This window comes from Nocardia terpenica (genome assembly GCF_013186535.1).
Classification (GTDB): Bacteria; Actinomycetota; Actinomycetes; order Mycobacteriales; family Mycobacteriaceae; genus Nocardia; species Nocardia terpenica.
Genome location: NZ_JABMCZ010000002.1, coordinates 42,177 through 60,016, shown reverse-complemented (window position 1 = coordinate 60,016; position 17,840 = coordinate 42,177). Strand labels below are relative to the sequence as shown.

18 protein-coding genes are annotated in these 17,840 nt (G+C 70.5%); 14 read left to right on the top strand and 4 right to left on the bottom strand.

The features are described from left to right. Positions 1 to 16 precede the first annotated feature (16 nt). The 7 genes from HPY32_RS44565 (at position 17) to HPY32_RS11625 (ending at position 7,395) form a co-directional block, all read left to right on the top strand. Entirely contained in the window at positions 17 to 1,867 is a 1,851-nt protein-coding gene (locus HPY32_RS44565) for a hypothetical protein (RefSeq protein ID WP_228785968.1), read from the top strand. 182 nt (positions 1,868 to 2,049) lie between these two features. Next, positions 2,050 to 2,493, top strand: coding sequence for a 50S ribosomal protein L13 (gene rplM / locus HPY32_RS11650; RefSeq protein ID WP_067581555.1), 444 nt, complete (start codon positions 2,050 to 2,052; stop codon positions 2,491 to 2,493). Continuing rightward, the gene (rpsI, locus tag HPY32_RS45660) at positions 2,490 to 3,005 is read left to right on the top strand and encodes a 30S ribosomal protein S9 (protein ID WP_082870866.1); all 516 of its coding nucleotides are present in this window, start codon (positions 2,490 to 2,492) and stop codon (positions 3,003 to 3,005) included. The genes rplM and rpsI overlap by 4 nt, the downstream gene beginning before the upstream one ends. Before the next feature lie 178 nt (positions 3,006 to 3,183). After that, positions 3,184 to 4,551, top strand: coding sequence for a phosphoglucosamine mutase (gene glmM, locus HPY32_RS11640; RefSeq protein ID WP_067581558.1), 1,368 nt, complete (start codon positions 3,184 to 3,186; stop codon positions 4,549 to 4,551). Between the two features lie 123 nt (positions 4,552 to 4,674). Then, positions 4,675 to 4,998: a hypothetical protein gene (locus HPY32_RS11635; RefSeq protein ID WP_067581562.1), complete on the top strand. Its 324-nt coding sequence runs from the start codon at positions 4,675 to 4,677 to the stop codon at positions 4,996 to 4,998. Beyond that, positions 4,995 to 6,431 (top strand): hypothetical protein, encoded by a 1,437-nt coding sequence (locus tag HPY32_RS11630; protein ID WP_171982836.1) that lies wholly within the window; start codon positions 4,995 to 4,997, stop codon positions 6,429 to 6,431. Before HPY32_RS11635 ends, HPY32_RS11630 begins: the two co-directional genes overlap by 4 nt. Beyond that, positions 6,418 to 7,395 (top strand): DUF8176 domain-containing protein, encoded by a 978-nt coding sequence (locus HPY32_RS11625; protein WP_171982835.1) that lies wholly within the window; start codon positions 6,418 to 6,420, stop codon positions 7,393 to 7,395. Before HPY32_RS11630 ends, HPY32_RS11625 begins: the two co-directional genes overlap by 14 nt. Before the next feature lie 209 nt (positions 7,396 to 7,604). Here HPY32_RS11625 and HPY32_RS11620 read toward each other — a convergent pair whose 3' ends face one another. Further along, complete coding sequence (locus HPY32_RS11620) at positions 7,605 to 9,257, bottom strand: ABC-F family ATP-binding cassette domain-containing protein (protein WP_067581574.1); 1,653 nt, start codon at positions 9,255 to 9,257, stop codon at positions 7,605 to 7,607. Between the two features lie 144 nt (positions 9,258 to 9,401). Between HPY32_RS11620 and HPY32_RS11615 the strand changes: the two genes are divergently transcribed. The 5 genes from HPY32_RS11615 to HPY32_RS11595 all read left to right on the top strand — a co-directional run bounded on the left by HPY32_RS11615 (position 9,402) and on the right by HPY32_RS11595 (position 12,196). Beyond that, the gene (locus HPY32_RS11615) at positions 9,402 to 9,593 is read left to right on the top strand and encodes a PspC domain-containing protein (RefSeq protein WP_067581577.1); all 192 of its coding nucleotides are present in this window, start codon (positions 9,402 to 9,404) and stop codon (positions 9,591 to 9,593) included. Positions 9,594 to 9,672: 79 nt separating this feature from the next. Continuing rightward, on the top strand, positions 9,673 to 9,981 hold the full coding sequence (locus HPY32_RS11610; RefSeq protein ID WP_067581580.1) for a DUF6802 family protein: 309 nt from the start codon (positions 9,673 to 9,675) through the stop codon (positions 9,979 to 9,981). A 5-nt stretch (positions 9,982 to 9,986) separates the two neighbouring features. Beyond that, complete coding sequence (locus HPY32_RS11605; RefSeq protein ID WP_067581583.1) at positions 9,987 to 10,328, top strand: hypothetical protein; 342 nt, start codon at positions 9,987 to 9,989, stop codon at positions 10,326 to 10,328. Between the two features lie 24 nt (positions 10,329 to 10,352). Further along, positions 10,353 to 11,900 (top strand): hypothetical protein, encoded by a 1,548-nt coding sequence (locus HPY32_RS11600; RefSeq protein WP_171982834.1) that lies wholly within the window; start codon positions 10,353 to 10,355, stop codon positions 11,898 to 11,900. Beyond that, the gene (locus HPY32_RS11595) at positions 11,897 to 12,196 is read left to right on the top strand and encodes a hypothetical protein (RefSeq protein WP_067581589.1); all 300 of its coding nucleotides are present in this window, start codon (positions 11,897 to 11,899) and stop codon (positions 12,194 to 12,196) included. The genes HPY32_RS11600 and HPY32_RS11595 overlap by 4 nt, the downstream gene beginning before the upstream one ends. Before the next feature lie 6 nt (positions 12,197 to 12,202). On the opposite strand, the gene HPY32_RS11590 is transcribed toward HPY32_RS11595, so the two are convergent. Then, positions 12,203 to 13,069 carry a dienelactone hydrolase family protein gene (locus tag HPY32_RS11590; protein ID WP_067581592.1) on the bottom strand — a complete coding sequence of 289 codons (867 nt, stop codon included), beginning with the start codon at positions 13,067 to 13,069 and terminating at the stop codon, positions 12,203 to 12,205. Positions 13,070 to 13,175: 106 nt separating this feature from the next. Here HPY32_RS11590 and glmS point away from each other — a divergent pair, with 106 nt between their 5' ends. Then, entirely contained in the window at positions 13,176 to 15,041 is a 1,866-nt protein-coding gene (gene glmS, locus HPY32_RS11585) for a glutamine--fructose-6-phosphate transaminase (isomerizing) (RefSeq protein ID WP_067581595.1), read from the top strand. Positions 15,042 to 15,390: 349 nt separating this feature from the next. Here glmS and HPY32_RS11575 read toward each other — a convergent pair whose 3' ends face one another. Next, the gene (locus HPY32_RS11575) at positions 15,391 to 16,572 is read right to left on the bottom strand and encodes an MFS transporter (RefSeq protein WP_067581598.1); all 1,182 of its coding nucleotides are present in this window, start codon (positions 16,570 to 16,572) and stop codon (positions 15,391 to 15,393) included. A gap of 158 nt (positions 16,573 to 16,730) precedes the next feature. Between HPY32_RS11575 and HPY32_RS11570 the strand changes: the two genes are divergently transcribed. Further along, positions 16,731 to 17,216: a MarR family winged helix-turn-helix transcriptional regulator gene (locus tag HPY32_RS11570; protein WP_067581601.1), complete on the top strand. Its 486-nt coding sequence runs from the start codon at positions 16,731 to 16,733 to the stop codon at positions 17,214 to 17,216. A gap of 10 nt (positions 17,217 to 17,226) precedes the next feature. Here the strand turns inward: HPY32_RS11570 and HPY32_RS45655 are convergent, their stop codons facing one another. Further along, positions 17,227 to 17,649, bottom strand: a complete 423-nt coding sequence (locus HPY32_RS45655; protein ID WP_171982832.1) for a plastocyanin/azurin family copper-binding protein — start codon at positions 17,647 to 17,649, stop codon at positions 17,227 to 17,229. Positions 17,650 to 17,840 lie beyond the last annotated feature (191 nt).

Here is a 17,840-nt window from a genome sequence, read left to right as displayed (position 1 = left end):
AGGCACACTGATGCGTGTGACGGCTCGAGTTGGGGCAGTGCATCTCGGTTGGGATGTGGTGTCCGTGGCCGCTGGCGGCGGTGGCACACCGATCCGCCCGGTCCAGGTGGAAGGAACACATACGCCGCCGGCCTACCTGCTGGCGGATTCGTCCGGTCGACTGCACACCGCGGGTGTCGACCGGCGTCCCGACCTGGGTATCGCCATCTCCGACGTGCGTGATGTGCTCGGCCACCACCAGATTCGCATCGCGGGTGCGACCTGGCCGGTGGAGCTGGTGTACCGGGCGCGGATGTACAACCCGCTGGCGGCGGTCGGCAAGTACCTGCGTGGCAAGCCCGACGTGGTGGCGCTGCCGTTCCCGGACGACTGGCCGGACGAGAAGATCGACGAGTACTGCCGGCTGGTCGAGCTGCTGGACGTGACGACCGAGCCGCTGCCGGAGTCGGTGGCGCTGTCGGGGTACGTGCGCGCGCTCGGCCTGGTGCGCCCGCCCGAGCGCGGCCGGGCCGAAGTCGGCGCCACCGGCGTCTACTCCGACGGCCGGGTGTGCCTGGTGGTCGCGGTACACGGCGACGACGAGCGACCCACCGAATCGGTCGGCGTGCCCATCGCTCCCGACGCGATGCGCGACGCCCGCTCCGCCGACAACGTGGTCATCGAGGTCATGGCCGCGGCCCGCTCCATCAACGCCGACACCTCCACGGTCCTGCTCACCGGCAACGTGTGCTTCAACGACGCCCTGCGCCTGGCCTTCCAGAACCACCTCGGCCACCGACTACGCGTCGCCGACCACCCCATGCACGCCCTGGTGCTCGGCGCGGCCCACCTCCTGGTCACCGACAGCGAATACCCCGACGACCAGCCCTACCCACCCACCCCCGGCCCGAACCCCGGCGGCCGCCAGCCCGGCCCGACGGGCGGCGCGGCCCCGAATCCCCCTGCCCCCCAGCCCCCGAAGAACCAGTCCGGCCCCAGAACCGGCCAACCCCCTACCAACCAGCCCCGCCCCGGCGGCCCCCCGGCCTCCGGCGGCCCGGGTGGCCAGTCGGGTGGTTCTCCGTCGTCCGGCGGTCCGGCCGGATCGGGCGGCGCCGCGATGTCCGGTGGTGAAGGGGCGCAGAGTTCCGGGCGGCATGGGTTACGGCCGTTGGATCAGGGGCCTCGGCATGTGGCTTCGGCGGCGGGGGGACAAGCGGATTCGCCGCCCGGTAGCGGCGGCAGGCATGCGGCGCGGGAGACGGCCGTGGCCGACGCCGGCGCGGAGCCGACGACGCGGATGACGCGGAGCGAGGTGCCCGGCAGCCTCCCCCCGGGATTGGCCGAGCTCGGTAGTCGCTTCACCCGTCCGCCGGGGGCTCCCGCGGGCGACGAACCGACCACCGCGTTCGGCCCACACCCCGAAGCCGACGAGGACTCCGCCCGCCGCGGCAAGCTGTGGAACAAGGTGAAGGACAACCTGTTCGGCGCCCCCGCGATCGCGGGCGCGGTCGCGCTGGCGGCCGTCGCCCTGCACCCCCACGGCGACGTCCGGCAGGCGGCCGTGCCGCGCGCCCACACGGTCGCGTCGGTGCTCCCGGCGTCCGTCGACGCCGTCGTCCGGGCCGAGCCGCCCGCGGCCTCGGTGGTCCCGGCCTACGGCGCCGGCACCGAATTCGGCGCGTGGCCGTCGGTCGAGAAGGTGTCCCGCGTCCCGCACACCGAGCCGCCCTGCTCGCTGATACCGCACGCCCTCGGCTCCTCGGCCCGGCCGCCGGAGGCCGTCAGCGACGAGTCCGGCTGCGCCCACCTCGGCATCGACAACCTCCGATATGTGATCCCCACCCTCCCGGGCGTCACCGACCAGGACCCGCCCATGCGCATCTGAGGTGTGCGGCAGGCAAGGCCGATTTCGGGCCGAGGCGGGCGGGCTGGTATCGTCGCCCGTTGGCGTGTGGTACAGCGCGGATCATCCGTGTCGTCGCACGAGCCCCGGGTCTCCACCGGCCGCCGGGATCGCTCGACCGCTCGCCTGGCCGGCAGAACACCGACGACAGACAGGGAAGCACTGTGCCTACGTACAGCCCGAAGGCGGGTGACGTGACCCGTAAGTGGTACGTCATCGACGCCACTGACGTAGTGCTCGGCCGCCTTGCCGTGCAGGCAGCGAATCTGCTGCGCGGCAAGAACAAGCCGACCTACGCCCCGAACGTCGATGGTGGCGATTTCGTCATCATCATCAATGCCGACAAGATTGCCGTCTCCGGCAACAAGCGGCAGGACAAGCACCTCTACACCCACTCCGGGTTCCCGGGCGGCCTGAAGTCCCGGTCTGTCGGGCAGCTGCTCGATACCCGTCCGGATCGCCTCGTGGAGCGTGCCATCAAGGGCATGATCCCGAAGAACAAGCTGGGCCGCCAGATCGCCGGCAAGTTGAAGGTCTACGCGGGCCCGACGCATCCGCACGTGGCTCAGCAGCCCGTTCCGTTCGAGATCAAGCAGGTGGCCCAGTGACCGCTCCCGAGGAATTCAACGAGGACTACGCCGTCGAGGACGCCACCGTCGAGGTCGTCGACGAGGGTGCGGGCTACGAGGTCGAGGCCGAGTTCGACGCCGTCGCGACCGCCCCGGTCGTGATCGACCGCCCGGTCCAGACCGTCGGCCGCCGCAAGGAGGCCGTGGTGCGCGTCCGGCTGGTGCCGGGCACCGGTCAGTTCGTGCTGAACGGCCGCACCATCGAGGACTACTTCCCGAACAAGGTGCACCAGCAGCTGGTCAAGTCCCCGCTGGTCACCGTCGAGCGCACCGAGTCGTTCGACGTGTACGCCCGCCTGGTCGGCGGCGGCCCGTCCGGTCAGGCCGGCGCCCTGCGCCTGGCGATCGCCCGCGCCCTGATCGAGGTCACCCCGGAGGACCGCCCCGCCCTGAAGCGGGCCGGCTTCCTGACCCGTGACCCGCGTGCGACCGAGCGCAAGAAGTACGGCCTCAAGAAGGCCCGCAAGGCTCCGCAGTACTCGAAGCGCTGATCTTGCGGTGTGCGACCGTCCCTTTCGGCACCGGCGTGTGTCCGGAAGGGGTACGGTCGACGCACCTGTACGAGAGCAGGCGCCCGCGCCGATCTTTTCGGATTCGTCGGGTGCCTGCTCTCGTGCTGTATTCGCAGCCGCGGCGTCAGCGCCGTAGTCACACTCGAGGGGCGAGGAATTGGGACGTTTGTTCGGTACCGACGGAGTCCGGGGGCTGGCCAACGATTCGCTGAGTCCGGAACTGGCACTACGGGTTTCGGCCGCGGCGGCGCAGGTGCTGAGCCGCGGTGAGCGGCGCGCGGTGGCGGTGGTGGGCCGCGATCCGCGAGCCAGCGGCGAGATGCTGGAGGCCGCGGTCACCGCGGGCCTGACCTCGGCCGGGGTGGACGTGCTGTCGGTAGGGGTCCTGCCGACCCCGGCCGTCGCGTATCTGACCGCCGCCTACGACGCCTGCCTGGGCGTCATGATCTCCGCATCGCACAATCCGATGCCCGACAACGGGATCAAGATCTTCGCCGCGGGCGGGCACAAGCTCGACGACGCCGTCGAGGATCGCATCGAGGACCTGGTGCGCGAGCGCGCCTTCACGCGTCCGACCGGCGCGGCGATCGGCCGGGTGCTGAGCTTTTCCGGGGCCGACGGCCACGTGGACGACCACTACAGCCTGGCCGGGACGCACGAGCGGTACGTCGAGCATCTGGTGGAGGCGACCGGCCGCGACCTGAGCGGCCTGACCGTCGTCGTCGACTGCGCCCACGGCGCGGCCTCCGACGTCGGCCCGGCGGCCTACCGGGAGGCGGGCGCCCGGGTCGTCGCGATCAATGCCGAGCCGAATGGGCTCAACATCAACGACCGGTGCGGCTCCACGCATCTGGAGCAGATCCAGCACGCGGTGCGCGCGCACGGCGCCGACCTGGGCCTGGCGCACGACGGCGACGCCGATCGCTGCCTGGCCGTGGACGCCACCGGCGCGGTCGTGGACGGCGACGCCATCATGGCGGTCCTCGCGCTGGCCATGCACGAGTCCGGTGAGCTCGCGCGAAATACGCTGGTGGCCACCGTCATGAGCAATCTGGGTCTGCACATCGCGATGCGCGAGGCCGGGATCACCATGCTCACCACCGCCGTCGGCGACCGGTACGTGCTCGAGGAGCTGCGGCGCGGCGGCTACAGCCTGGGCGGCGAGCAGTCCGGGCACGTGGTCTTCCCGCGGTACGGCACCACCGGCGACGGCGTCCTCACCGGTCTCAAGCTGATGGCCCGGATGACCGAGACCGGCCGCGCCCTGGCCGATCTCGCCGCCGTGGTGCGGACCGTGCCGCAGGTGCTGGTGAACGTGCCGGTCACCGACAAGTCCGCGGTGGCCGCGGCGCCGGAGATCCGCGACGCCGTCGCCGAGGCCGAGCGGGTGCTCGGCGAGACCGGGCGAGTTCTGCTGCGCCCCAGCGGCACCGAGCAGTTGGTCCGGGTCATGGTCGAGGCCACCGATCTCGATCGCGCCCGTCAGCTCGCCGACGACCTCGCCAAGCGGGTCGCCGCGGTCTGAGGCGCGAGGCCGTCCCTCGGGTGAGAAGATAGAGTTGGTCGGAAACTTCGCGTACCGCGAAGTATGGTGGACCTCTGAAACATGATGCGACAGCGACAGCTTGGGTTTCCGTGAGGGGGAACAGTGAACACGCTGAAGCTCGATCCGGCGGCGATGGCCGCCTACACCACCATCGCGGATACCGTCTCGCAGCAGCTGGCCTCGGCGGCAGCGGTCGCGGCCGGTGCCGTGCAGCCCGAGCAACTGGCCGCCGATCTGGGCCTGGTCGGCGCCGAATTCGCGGCCACCTTCACCGCGGCGGTCTCCGAACACGCGCAGGCGCTGTCCACCGCGGGGCAGCTGGTCTCCACCTACGGGCAGGTTCTGCGCCGATACAACGCGGCCATGCAGGGCACCGACGCCGACTCCGCCGCCGCGGTCACCCGAATCGGGGAGACGCTGACATGAGACGCGCCGTCGCCACCGCTCCGGGCGCCGATCCGCCCATCGTCGCCACGCTGGTGCGGCCGCTGCTACAGTTACGCGCCTCGCTCGGAACCGGCCGCGCCGTCCCGAGCGAGACCGTCACCACCGCGTTATCCACGGCGTCGTCGCAGGCCGCGGGCACCGAGGACCCGCACCGGCAGGGCATGCACGCGCTCGAGTCGACCTGGGCGGGCACCGGCGCCGACAATACCGTTCCGGCGTTGCGCACTACCCAGACTCAGATCGGTGACATCTCCGATCGCGGCCCGGCCTATCTGGCCGTGCTGGCCGACGCGCACGCCACCAGTGCGCGCGCCGCGCAGCGGGTCGACCAGATCATCGCCGATTTCCGCCGGGACGCGCGGACCATCCTCGGCAATGCCACCGCCGCGCCGGACACCGACGCCGTGATCACCCGCGCCACCCAGGCGCTGCGCGACGCCATCACCACGGTCACCACCGCGCAGACGGAGATGAACGACCACACCCAGCGGCTCACGGCCATGGGCCCGCTCACGGTCACCGATTATTCGTCGCCCGGCACGACACCGCCCGCCACGACGCCGACGCAGTACGGCTCGGGCACCGGGCAGTACCAATTCGACCAGGGCACAGGCACATCGCCCCAGGGCACCTACTCGCCCGGGACCACGTACACACCCGGCGGCGCCTCCTCGCCCGGCACCTATGCGGCGGGGGCCGTTCCTCCGCAACTGGATCCGGTCGCCGCGGCGCAGCTGCAATTGCAGGAGCAGCTCATCGGCGCCGGTGTGCAGGTGGGGACCGCGGCGATCAATGCCGGTGTCACCATCGGCCAGGACCTCATCGACAAGATCGCCGAGGTCGGCACGCACGCCATAGACACCGTGGCGTCCTCGGCCGACAAGGCGATCGAGCAGGCGATTCCGGAGCTCCTGCATCCGGGCAGCACCACCGGCGCGGCGGGCACCGGCACCGGTACCTCGAACGGCTCGAATGTGCTCGACTTCGGCGGCAACCAGCAGTCCGGGTCGTCCCCGTCGTCGAGTTCGCCGTCCTCGACGGGTAGTCCGGGTGTGGTGATCCCGCCCGCCGCGAGCACCCCGAATGTCGCGCCCGCCCCGCCGCCCGCGACCCCGCCCCCGGCCACCCCACCGGCGAGCCCGCCCCCCGCCGCGGTGAATCCGCCTCCCGCACCGGCGAATCCGCAGCCCCCGGACCCCGGTCCGGATGTCGCCGCGCAGCCGGATCCGAAGGCCGGTCAGTCCGCGCCCGGCGGCACGGCCGGCGGGATGGCGCTGCCGCCCCCGCCCGGCACCGACGGCCAGGACCGCAAGCCGCCGCGGATCGACGGTCAGCTCGGTGTGACCGTTCCGGCGGCGGAGCCCATGGTCCCGGCCGCCGTCATCGGCGACTTCGGCGATGACACGATCTGATCCGGACGACCGCGACGCCGAGCACGGTAATCCGTTCGAGCTGGGGTTGCCCATGGTGCGCCTGCCGCACCACCGGCCGCCGCGCCGCCGCCGCTCGATGCGCCGGGGCGGGCGGCGACGTCCGAATCCGGCTGTGGGCGTGCCGGAACCGCTTCCCGATGCGGAGGACTCCTCGGATCTGTCCGGCGACTGGGAGCAGTGGCTCGACTCCGGCCCCCGGCCACCGGAACCGCAGCAGCCACCGTCGGAGACCCGCGCGCATCTGCACGTGCGCGACTACGGCCGGGCGGACTCCGAGGACACGTCGCTGATACCGGCGATCGTCGACCGCTCCGGCGGCAGCCCCGGCCCCCGGCTGCGCCATCCCCGAACCACCCGTCGCCGCGAACGGCCCAATGCGGACAAGCTGATCGCCGTCCTGATCATGCTCGGCGTCGCCGTGGTCGTGGCCGCGGTGGTGCTGACCGTCATCCACACCGCCAACCGCCGCACCGCCAGCGCCCCGCCGCGCACCATCCAGGCCCCCGCCCCCGCGAACCCCGGCGCCTCCGTGGCCCCCACCACCGCCCCGACCACTCCCTCCACCTTCGCCACCGCCGACTGCCAGACCCGCCGCACCCCCGACGTCGTCTCCGGCACCGACCCCGGCGGCACCGCGTCCGGCCCCGACGCCATCCTCGCCTTCGAACGCGCCTACTACGTCCAACGCTCGGGCTACGCCGCCCGAGCCGTAGTAACCGACGACGCCACCGTCCCCCCGGCCGACCAAATCCAACGCGGCATCAACAAAATCCCCCCGAACACCCGCTACTGCGTCCAAATCACCCGAACCCCCACCGACAACCAATGGGAAGTCCGCCTCACCCAACAACAACCAGACCAACAACCAGCAACCTTCACCCAATTGATTACCACCCGAACCACCGCCGACCGCACCTTGATCACAGCCATCGCCCCGGGCTGATCCCGGCCAAAAGCACGCCGGGATCATTGGGAGCGGTACGCCGGGATCGTTGGGAGCGGTACGCCGGGATGACGGGCATGCTGCCCCAACGTCATCCCGGCATGCTGCCCCTACGTCATCCCGGCATGCTCCTCAACGTCATCCCGGCATGCTTTTGGCCGGGATCCCAGTCGATTTCGCCCGACAGCATGCTGGAGCGGCGAAAATCTTCAGTCCTCCGTGAGGTGGCCGTGGTCCATGCGCCAGCGGCGGGTGGCGCGGACGTTGTCGAGCATGCGGCGGTCGTGGGTGATCAGGAGCATGGTGCCGTCGAAGGATTCGACGGCCTGTTCCAGTTGTTCGATGGCGGGGAGGTCCAGGTGGTTGGTGGGCTCGTCCAGGACGAGGAGGTTGACGCCGCGGGCCTGGAGTAGGGCGAGGGCGGCTCGGGTGCGTTCGCCGGGGGAGAGGGTGTCGTTGGGGCGGAGGACGTGCGGGCCGCGCAGGCCGAATTTCGCGAGGAGCGTGCGGATTTCGGACTCGGGCTGGTCCGGCACCTCGGCGGCGAAGGTGTCGGCCAGGGCCGTGCCGCCGCGGAACAGCCCGCGCGCCTGGTCCACCTCGCCGATCGCCACCCCGGAACCCAGTGCGGCGGAACCGGTGTCGGGCGCGATCTTGCCCAGCAGCAGCGCCAGCAGCGTGGACTTCCCGGACCCGTTGGCGCCGGTCAGCACGATCCGATCGCCCCAATCCACCTGCGCCGTCACCGGTCCCAGGGTGAACTCGCCGCGCGTCACCGTGGCGCCGGACACCGTGGCGACCACCGATCCGCTGCGCGGCGCCGCCGCGATCGACATGCGCAGCTCCCACTCCTTGCGCGGCTCCTCCACCACCTCCAGCCGTTCGATGCGCCGCTGCGTCTGGCGCACCTTCGACGCCTGCTTCTCGGTGGATTCGGCGCGCATCTTGCGACCGGCCTTGTCGGAGTCCACCTTTCGCGGATCGCGGGCCTTGCGCCGGGCGGTGCGCACCCCGTGTTCCATCCAGTTCCGCTGCATCACCGCGCGCTCTTCGAGGGCCGACCGGGTGTCGGCGTACTCCTCGTAGCGCTCGCGGGCGTGGCGGCGCGCGATCTCCCGCTCCGCCAGATACGACTCGTACCCGCCGTCGTACACCCCGACCTGCTGCTGGGCGAGATCCAGTTCGACGATCCGATTCACGGTGCGCGCGAGGAACTCCCGGTCGTGGCTGATCACCATCAGCGGCACCCGCACCCCCGCCACGAACTGCTCCAGGCGCGCCAATCCGTCCAGATCCAGATCATTGGTCGGCTCGTCGAGCAGCAGAATGTCGAAGCGCGACAGCAGCACCGACGCCAGCCCGGCCCGCGCCGCCTGTCCGCCGGACAGCGCGGTCATCGGGGTGGCCAGGCCGTCGGGCAGGGTGGCGATCAGGCCCAGCTCCGCGGCCACCTCCTCGGCGCGCTGGTCCAGGTCGGCGCCGCCGAGCGTCAGCCAGCGTTCCAGCGCGGGGGAGTACTCGTCGTCCCCACCCTCGGCGAGGCGTTCGGCGGCGGCGTCCATGGTCTGCTGGGCCGCGGCCACCCCGGTGCGGCGGGACAGGAACGCCAGCACCGATTCGCCGGGCACGCGCTCGGGTTCCTGCGCCAGGTACCCGATGGTGGCGTCGGGCGGGCTCAGCGTGATCTCGCCGGTCGGTGCGTCCCGGTCGGCGAGCATGCGCAGCAGCGTCGACTTGCCCGCGCCGTTCACCCCGACCAGGCCGATCACATCGCCCGGCGCCAGCACCAGATCGAGGTCGCTGAACAGCGTGCGCTCGCCGTGTCCGGCCGACAACCCGCGGGCATGCAGTGTGGTGCTCACCGTGACGAGTCTGCCGTGTTCGGGGTTGCACCCTGAGCCCGGGCCCGCGGAAATCAGGGTGCCGATGGGTCCTGCGCCCGATGCGCGGGCGGGGCCGCGTTCGGCAGAGTGGACGGCGAAGGGAAACAGACAAGGAGAATTTCGATGACTACACCGACCCGGCGCCTGACCCGCTCCCGGACCGACAAGTGGATCGGCGGCGTCTGCGGCGGCCTGGCCGAGTACTTCGGGTGGAACGCCACCGTGATCCGCCTGCTGTTCGTGCTGTCGTGCCTGCTGCCGGGCCCGCAGTTTCTCCTCTACCTGCTGCTGTGGGTGATCATCCCCAAGAACTGACTCGACCCGGCTGCGCCGCGACCCCGGCGGATGCCAGGATGGAACGACATCTGTCGTCTGTCCTTCGAGGAGCCGCACCATGATCCACTCGGGCGATCTGCCTGGCCTGGACCTGCCGGAGGTCGATGCCCACTCCGATCTCGGCGGCCTCGGTTCGATCGAATTGCACCATCCGACACAGGATCTCACCGGCGACGGTATCGCCGACACCGAGACCGTGCACGGCGGCCACTCCATGGAGGTGTGGACCGACACCGACCACGACGGTCTCGCCGACCACGTCACCATTGTCGACACCGACGGCGATTACGCGGCCTGGGAATTCCACCACCACCCGGACGGGACGACCGAATGGGTGCGGACCGATCAGGGGAACCTGGACAAGTAGGGGACATGACGGGTACGGGTTCCGACGGCGTGAGCATCGACGTCGCCGGGGTGGCGAGTCTGGCCGCGGAGATGCGGCGGTCCGCGGAAACGATCGCGCAGCACGCCGGGCGGCTGGACGCGCAGCTCTTCGGCACCGGCCGCGGCGGCGCGGAATCCGAAGCCGGACGGAATTACGCCGCCCACGGTGAGGCCGTTCACGCTGGGCTGGAACGCATTTCGCACTGGCTGCGGCAGTGGAGCCGGGCCGTTTCCGCGACCGCGGATGCGCTCGGGACCGCGGGCGTCGATTATTCGACGACCGAACGCGAGAATGCCCGGCGCATCGCCGCCGCCGGCAATCAGTAGCTCGACGAGAGCCCAGGTGAGCTGATGGCGGACCAGGAAGCGGAGTTCGCAGCGCACGCGAACAGCAGCGTCGGCGATCTGCTGGACTACGGTGCGCCCGGGCTGCGGTACTGGTCCGACTTTCTGCCGCTCTACATCGAGGCATTCGGTGCGGTGCCGGGCGGTTACCGGGTGGCCCAGCTCGAGGCGCTCTACGACCAGCAGCGCGGCATGACTCTGGAGCGGCTGGACGCGGCCCGGCAGGAGGTGCATGCGGCGCTGGCCGAGGCCGACACCCAACTCGAGGCGCAGCGCGGGCATTTGCGGCGGTTGCCGTCGGTGTGGAGCGGGGGCGCGGCCGCGGAGACGGCGCAGCGCCTGCTCTTCGACCAGGTGCGGTGTGCGAGTGGGGATATCGACACCGCGCGCGCGGCCGCGGCCGCGCTCGAGGCGATGATGGCCGCCGCGCGCCGGGCGGTGTTCGAGAAGGCTTATCTCACACTGGGTTTGCTCGAGCCGGGGCAGCAGGTGACCATCGGCGGCAAGTCCGCCGCCGACATCCGGACCATCGTCGCGGTGGCGAAGGCCGGGCAGTGGATCGGCGGCGATCAGGTCCGCGCGCTGAAAAGCGTTTTCCCCGAGGGGAATCTGACCGTCACCACGACGGTCGCGGGCGGCGCACAGGTCGACCGCATCGACGACCGCAACGACATCGGCTTCGGAACCGGCAAGCTGTGCCACGACGCCTGCACCGACTGGCTGAGCCGGACATTCAAACCCGATGTCGAGCACAAGCTGGAGACCTGGGTGAGCGGCTGCCAGGGCACCGATACCACCATCGAGCAGCTGTACCGGAAGATCGCGGCCGCCATGAACGAGGTGCACGAGTCCGACTACCCGATACCGGGTGCCGTGTCGCGGCAGCGCGGCCCGGCGCAGCCGAGTTCCCCCGGAACACCAGGCGTTTCGATTTCATCCCCACCCACAGCGGCTGAATTACCCGGTACCCCACCACCGCAAACCTCCGCACTCTCCGGCCTGATCCAGCGGGGAATCGAGGGCGCGCTGCACGATGTCGCGGCATCCGCCGCACCGCATGAGGCCGTCCCGCAAGGTGATTCGCCTGCGCCGGAGAACCGGCAGGCACCGGCCGAATTCGACATCGCCGGCAGGCATGTGCGACTCGAGGTGGACCCGAACCACGAACTGACGGTGGACCTGTCCGAGGGCGATGAGAGCAAGACCTACACCGCCACCCTCGACGAGCACGGCGACCCGATCATCTCCACCACCGTCCACAGGTCCCCCGGTAGCACGCCCCCCGACCCCACCACCGACCCGGCGATCCCCGAGCACGTGCACCCGATCGGTCCACCCCGGCCCGACCCGAAATCGGATGCCCCCAGGGACAATCCGCCCACCACCCCGCCCCCCGACGACAGTTCGGGCGCCCAACTCCCCACCGCGGGCCCCCTACCCCGCTCCGAAAACCGCAGCGAGGGAATGGAACACCGCAACCGCATCACCCCGCCCACCGACCGGGACCAACCCGGGACCGGAGCGCAACTCCCGGAAGCAGGCCCCCTCCCGTGAACCATGCCGCCGACATAGAACTCCTCGCCGCCGAGAACTCCCGCCGAATGTCCCTCCTGACAACCGAACTGGACGAAATACGGCAGCGCACCGCCGCCAACGACCGCGACTGCGCCGCCCAGCGCGCATCCGCCCAGCAGAAACAACACGGACCGGAAGCCCGCACCCGCCGCCCCGCCCCGACCTGGACCGAAGCCGTAACCCGCTCTCGAACGGCCCGCCGCTCCGTGGAGGTCGTCAACCCCACCGACGACGATGACGACCCCTACTACCGCCGCAAGAGCTGGCTGGTGTGAGACCCCCTATTTCCGCAGCGACTGAACCGCCTGCAGCAGTTGCAGTTTCGACGGTCGCTCCGGCTCCTTCTCGGCCAGGGCCTCCAGGTCGATCGCCTGCGTGTGGGGGAGGATCGCCTCCGGGTCGGCGAAGGGCTTGTACTTCTTGTCGCCGAGCAGCTGGTAGGTGAGGTAGCCGGTGAGCAGGGCGCGGGTGAGGCGGGCGGTGCGGGGCTCGTATTTACCGGCGCCGAGGGCGGCGAGGGCGCGGCGGCCCTCGATCAGGCCGTTGTGGGAGCCCTTGTCGAGGGCGCGCAGCACCATGGGGCCGCCCCAGGCGGTGGCCAGCGAGAGGGCGTTGGAGGTCGCCGAGTCGATGTCCTCGGGGCTCACCAGGATCAGGGCGGGGGCGTCGATATCGGGGGCCAGCGATTCCGAGGCGGGGGCCGAGCGGGCCGGGAACAGCGCCGCGACCGCGGCGACCGGGCGCTGCGCCGCCGCGATCACCGCGGCGCCCGCGCCCATCCCGTGCCCGGCCAGCGCCAACCGGTCGGGATGCACGCTGATCGCGCCGCTACCGAGCCGCACGCCCGCGCAGATGTCCAGCGTTGTGAGCAGATCGGCGGCCAGATTCAGGTGTGACGGGATCGGCCCGCGCTCGGTATCGGGGGCCGCGGCCACGAAACCCCAGGACGCCAGGTGTTCCAGCAGCTTGCGATAGTTGCCGACGCCGGTCAGCCACCCGTGCCCGAAGGCGACTGCGGGCAGGTTGAGGCCGTTTTCCGGGGTGCACACCACGCCGGGCTGCCCCGCGATGGCCAGGTTGCCGCGCATGACCCGATGCGGGCCCGGGCTGGTCAGGGAGCTCAGGAGCGATTTCACAGACGCCGACACGACCTCGAACTTAACTCGAGAGCGCCGTCTTACGGCGTTTCGCCCGGCATTCGGCACCATACTGTCCGATTCGCATGCGCGTCCGCTCCCAGTAGGGTGGGGACCCATGTGCGGAATCGTTGGGTACGTCGGATACCGGGACGCGCTCGGCGTCGTCGTGGACGCGCTGCGCCGCATGGAATACCGGGGATACGACTCCGCGGGTGTGGCGATTCTCGACGGCGCGGGCTCGATCGCGGTGGAGCGCAAGGCCGGTCGCCTGGCGAATCTGGAGGCCGAACTCGCCGAGACCGGCATCGACGCCTTCGCCGGCAGCACCGGCATGGGACACACCCGCTGGGCCACGCACGGCGCCCCGACCGACCGCAACGCGCACCCGCACCGCGACGGCACCGGCACGGTCGCCGTCGTGCACAACGGCATCATCGAGAACTTCGCCCCGCTGCGCCGCGAACTGGAGGAGGCGGGCGTCGAACTGCGCAGCGACACCGACACCGAGGTCGCGGTGCACCTGGTGGCGCGCGTCTACGCCACCGGCCCGACCGCGGGCGACTTCGTCGGCAGCGCGCTGTCGGTGCTGCGCCGGTTGGAGGGCGCGTTCACGCTGGTGTTCACCCACGCCGACCATCCGGGCACGATCGTGGCCGCGCGCCGCTCGACCCCGCTGGTGGTGGGCGTCGGTCAGGGCGAGATGTTCATCGCCTCCGACGTGACCGCGTTCATCGAGCACACTCGCGAGGCGGTCGAGCTGGGCCAGGACCAGGCGGTGGTGATCACCGCCGACGGCTACACGGTCACCGACTTCGACGGCGCCACCGGCGTTGCGACCCGCCCGTTCACCATCGACTGGGATCTGGCCGCGGCCGAGAAGGGCGGCCACGATTACTTCATGCTCAAGGAGATCGAGGAGCAGCCGTCCGGCGTGGCCGACACGCTGATGGGGCATTTCGCGAACGGCCGCATCGTGCTCGACGAGCAGCGGCTGGCCGATCAGGAACTGCGCGAATTCGACAAGGTGTACGTGGTCGCCTGCGGCAGTTCGTATCACGCGGGCCTGCTGGCCAAGTACGCGATCGAGCACTGGACCCGGCTGCCCGTCGAGGTGGAGCTGGCCAGCGAGTTCCGTTACCGCGACCCGGTTCTGGACCGGTCGACGCTGGTGGTGGCGATCTCGCAGTCCGGCGAGACCGCCGACACGCTGGAGGCGGTGCGGCACGCCAAGGAGCAGAAGGCGCGCGTGCTGGCCATCTGCAACACCAACGGCGCGCAGATCCCGCGCGAGTCCGACGCCGTGCTCTACACCCGCACCGGCCCCGAGATCGGCGTCGCCTCCACCAAGGCGTTCCTCGCCCAGATCACCGCGAACTACCTTGTCGGACTTGCCCTCGCGCAGGCCCGCGGCACCAAGTACCCGGACGAGGTGGCGCGCGAGTTCGGCGAGCTCGAGGCCATGCCGAAGCTGGTCGAGCGGGTGCTCGAGACCGCGCCGCAGGTGCGTGCGGTCGCCCGCCGGTTCGCGCACCAGTCGACGGTGCTGTTCCTGGGCCGCCACGTCGGCTACCCGGTGGCGCTCGAGGGCGCGCTCAAGCTCAAGGAGCTGGCGTACATGCACGCCGAGGGCTTCGCGGCGGGCGAGCTCAAACACGGCCCGATCGCGCTCATCGAGGAGGGCCTGCCGGTCATCGTGGTGATGCCCTCGCCCAAGGGCCGCGCGGTGCTGCATTCCAAGCTGCTCAGCAACATTCGCGAGATCCAGGCCCGCGGCGCCCGCACCATCGTGATCGCCGAGGAGGGCGACGACACCGTCCGCCCCTTCGCCGACCACCTCATCGAAATCCCCGCCGCCCCCACCCTCTTCCAGCCCCTACTGTCCACCGTCCCCCTCCAGATCTTCGCCGCCGAGGTAGCCCAGGCCCGCGGCTACGACATCGACAAGCCCCGCAACCTGGCCAAGTCCGTCACGGTGGAATAACCCACCCGCACCCCTAACGGGATGCGGCCGGGTACAGGAGACGTGCCCCGCCCCGGCGTGCCTTCACCCGTCGGCCCGGTGTGCCTTTACTCGTTGGCCTCGGCGTGCTTTTACTCGTTGGCCTCGGTGTGCTTTTACTCGTTGGCCTCGGTGTGCTTTTACTCGTTGGCCTCGGTGTGCTTTTACTCGTTGGCTCCGGTGTGCTTTTACTCGTTGGCTCCGGTGTGCTTTTACTCGTCGGCTCCGGTGTGCTTTTACTCGTCGGCTCCGGTGTGCCTTCACTCGTTGGCCCCGGCATGCTTTCACTCTTTGGCCCCGGCATGCTTTTGGCCGGGGCCTACTCGAGCCCTCAATTACCCACTGCCACAAGAGGTTCGCCACTAGCCCGCGTGCGCCGCTCCAGCGCGCCGGACAGTACCGCCAGACCCAGCGCGGTGCCCGACAGCGCCACGCCGACCCAGTTGGGTGCGGTGTAGCCGTAACCGGCGGCGATGACCAGTCCGCCCAGCCAGGCGGACAAGGCGTTTCCGAGGTTGAAGGCGCCGATGTTCAGGGCCGCGGCGAGGGTGGGGGCGCTGGCGGCGTGGTCGAGGACTCGCTTCTGCAGCGGCGGCACGGTGGCGAATCCCAGTGCGCCGATGAGCATTACGGTGATGCCCGCGGTGATCTTGTTGTGCGCGGTGACGGTGAACAGGCCGAGCGCGATCGCCAGGCCGCCGAGGGTGAGATACAGCATCGGCATCAGGTGCCGGTCGGCGAAGCGGCCGCCGACCAGATTGCCGATCAGGAAGCCCAGGCCGAACAGCACCATGATCCAGGTGACCGAGCTCTCCGCGAACCCGGTGACCTCGGTCATCATCGGCGCGAGATAGGTGGTGGCCGCGAAGACGCCGCCGAAGCCCAGCACCGTCATGGCCATCGCCAGCAGCACCTGCGGATTGGTGAACACGGCCAGCTCGTGCCGCAGCCGCGCGCCCTGCGGCGCGGGTCGATCCGGCACCAGCGCGGCGACACCCGCGAAGGCGACCACCCCGGCCACCGCCACCAGCGCGAATGCCAGCCGCCACCCGAAATGCTGACCGAGCAGCGTATCCAGCGGCACCCCCGCCACGGTGGCGACCGTCAGCCCGACGAACATCAGCGAGATCGCGCCCGCCCGCCGCTGTGGCGGCACCAGGCTGCCCGCCACCACCGAGCCGATGCCGAAGAACGCGCCGTGCGCCAGCGAGGCGACGACCCGCCCGGTCAGCATCAGGCCGAAATTCGGTGCGGCAGCGGACAGGATATTGCCCGCGATCAGCAGGGCGAGGCTGATCAGCAGCATGCGCTTGCGCGCGACGCGGGTGCCGAGCGCGATCATGATCGGCGCGCCGACCAGGACGCCGAGCGCGTATCCGGTGATCAGCCAACCGGCCACCGGTATCGAAACGGAATATGCGCCGGCGATGCCCGGCAGCAGGCCGACGACCACGAATTCCGTTGTGCCGATGGCGAAGGCCCCGACGGTCAGGGCCAGCAGTGCGAGCGGCATGAGTGTGCCTCCACCTGATGTCATTGGGAGTCGATCCGCTCATTGCGGATGCTCATTACGAGCGTCGACAATAATTGCACACGCGCATTATATGCAAGAGCGTCATATTTCACGCGCGGGGTACCCTGGGTGTCGCAACCCCGTACGCAGGAGGATCCATGACCGCGGACGCCGCGCTGACCGGCCTGGCCGACGGCTGGTACGCGCTGTCGGTGCTACACGACCGCATCGAGGCGCACATCGAACGCGCACTGGCCGGACACGGGCTCAGCGTCCGCGAGTATTCGCTGCTGGTGGTGCTGAGCCGTCAGCACGACGGCCCCGGCGGCCACCTCCGGATGAATCAGGTCGCCGATTCGGTGGCGCTGAGCCAGAGCGCGGCCACCCGCCTGGTCACCCGCCTCGAGGACCGCGGCCTGCTACAGCGCTACCTGTGCCCCGACGACCGCCGCGGCATCTACACCGACGTCACCCCCGACGGCCTGACCCTGCTCGCCGAGGCCCGCCCCACCCACGACGACGCCCTCACCGGCGCCCTCCGCCAGGCCGCCGCCGACTCCGAACTGGCCCCCTTGGTCGCCGCGGTCGAGGCCCTCAACACCTCGGCCCGCGGCACCCGCTCCCGCGAGTACCGCCCGGTCTGACCGACCGCGCCTACTGCACGATGACGGTCCCGCGCATCTCCGGATGCAGCGGGCACAGATACCGATACGTCCCGGCAACGCTGAAGCTATGACTCCACTCGCCCTTGGTGACGATCGGCCCATTGATCCCCATGGCCGAATCCCCGATCCCCTGCACCGCATGCGGAACCCGATCGGAGAACTTCCACGTCACGGTCCCACCCACCGGAATGGTCACGGAAGCCGGTGAAAACGCCATCTTGTCGACCTCGACAGTCACCGCCGAAGCCGGAGCAGTAGAGGCAGCGCCCCCCGAACCCCCGGCCACCGAAGTCGTCGAAGGCGCGGATTTCGTTCCCCCCGAACCACACCCACCGACCAACACCCCCACAACCACAACCAAGGCCCCCAACCCGACCCGCAAACCCGCCCCCCAGTGTGCGCCAGCCGACATACCCCCCACCCTATCCCGCAACCATGGCCACCAATTCGCCGGTGGCCCCGACGCGCCCCTCCACTTGGTCCCGGCGCGCCTCTCCTCTTGCTCCTGGTGTGCCTCTCCTCTTGCTCCCGGCATGCTTTTGGCCGGGATCCCCCGGCGTAATGTGCAGAATCGGGCGGAGACGGCCGTGGAGGAGGCGAGCG

Bases quoted from the DNA above. Each gene is read 5' to 3' on its own strand.
- HPY32_RS11630 (WP_171982836.1), top strand. From the start codon at position 4,995: ATGAGACGCGCCGTCGCCACCGCTCCGGGCGCCGATCCGCCCATCGTC.
- HPY32_RS11625 (WP_171982835.1), top strand. From the start codon at position 6,418: ATGACACGATCTGATCCGGACGACCGCGACGCCGAGCACGGTAATCCG.
- HPY32_RS11615 (WP_067581577.1), top strand. From the start codon at position 9,402: ATGACTACACCGACCCGGCGCCTGACCCGCTCCCGGACCGACAAGTGG.
- HPY32_RS11610 (WP_067581580.1), top strand. From the start codon at position 9,673: ATGATCCACTCGGGCGATCTGCCTGGCCTGGACCTGCCGGAGGTCGAT.
- HPY32_RS11605 (WP_067581583.1), top strand. From the start codon at position 9,987: ATGACGGGTACGGGTTCCGACGGCGTGAGCATCGACGTCGCCGGGGTG.
- HPY32_RS11600 (WP_171982834.1), top strand. From the start codon at position 10,353: ATGGCGGACCAGGAAGCGGAGTTCGCAGCGCACGCGAACAGCAGCGTC.
- glmS (WP_067581595.1), top strand. From the start codon at position 13,176: ATGTGCGGAATCGTTGGGTACGTCGGATACCGGGACGCGCTCGGCGTC.
- HPY32_RS11575 (WP_067581598.1), bottom strand. From the start codon at position 16,572: ATGCCGCTCGCACTGCTGGCCCTGACCGTCGGGGCCTTCGCCATCGGC.
- HPY32_RS11570 (WP_067581601.1), top strand. From the start codon at position 16,731: ATGACCGCGGACGCCGCGCTGACCGGCCTGGCCGACGGCTGGTACGCG.
- HPY32_RS45655 (WP_171982832.1), bottom strand. From the start codon at position 17,649: ATGTCGGCTGGCGCACACTGGGGGGCGGGTTTGCGGGTCGGGTTGGGG.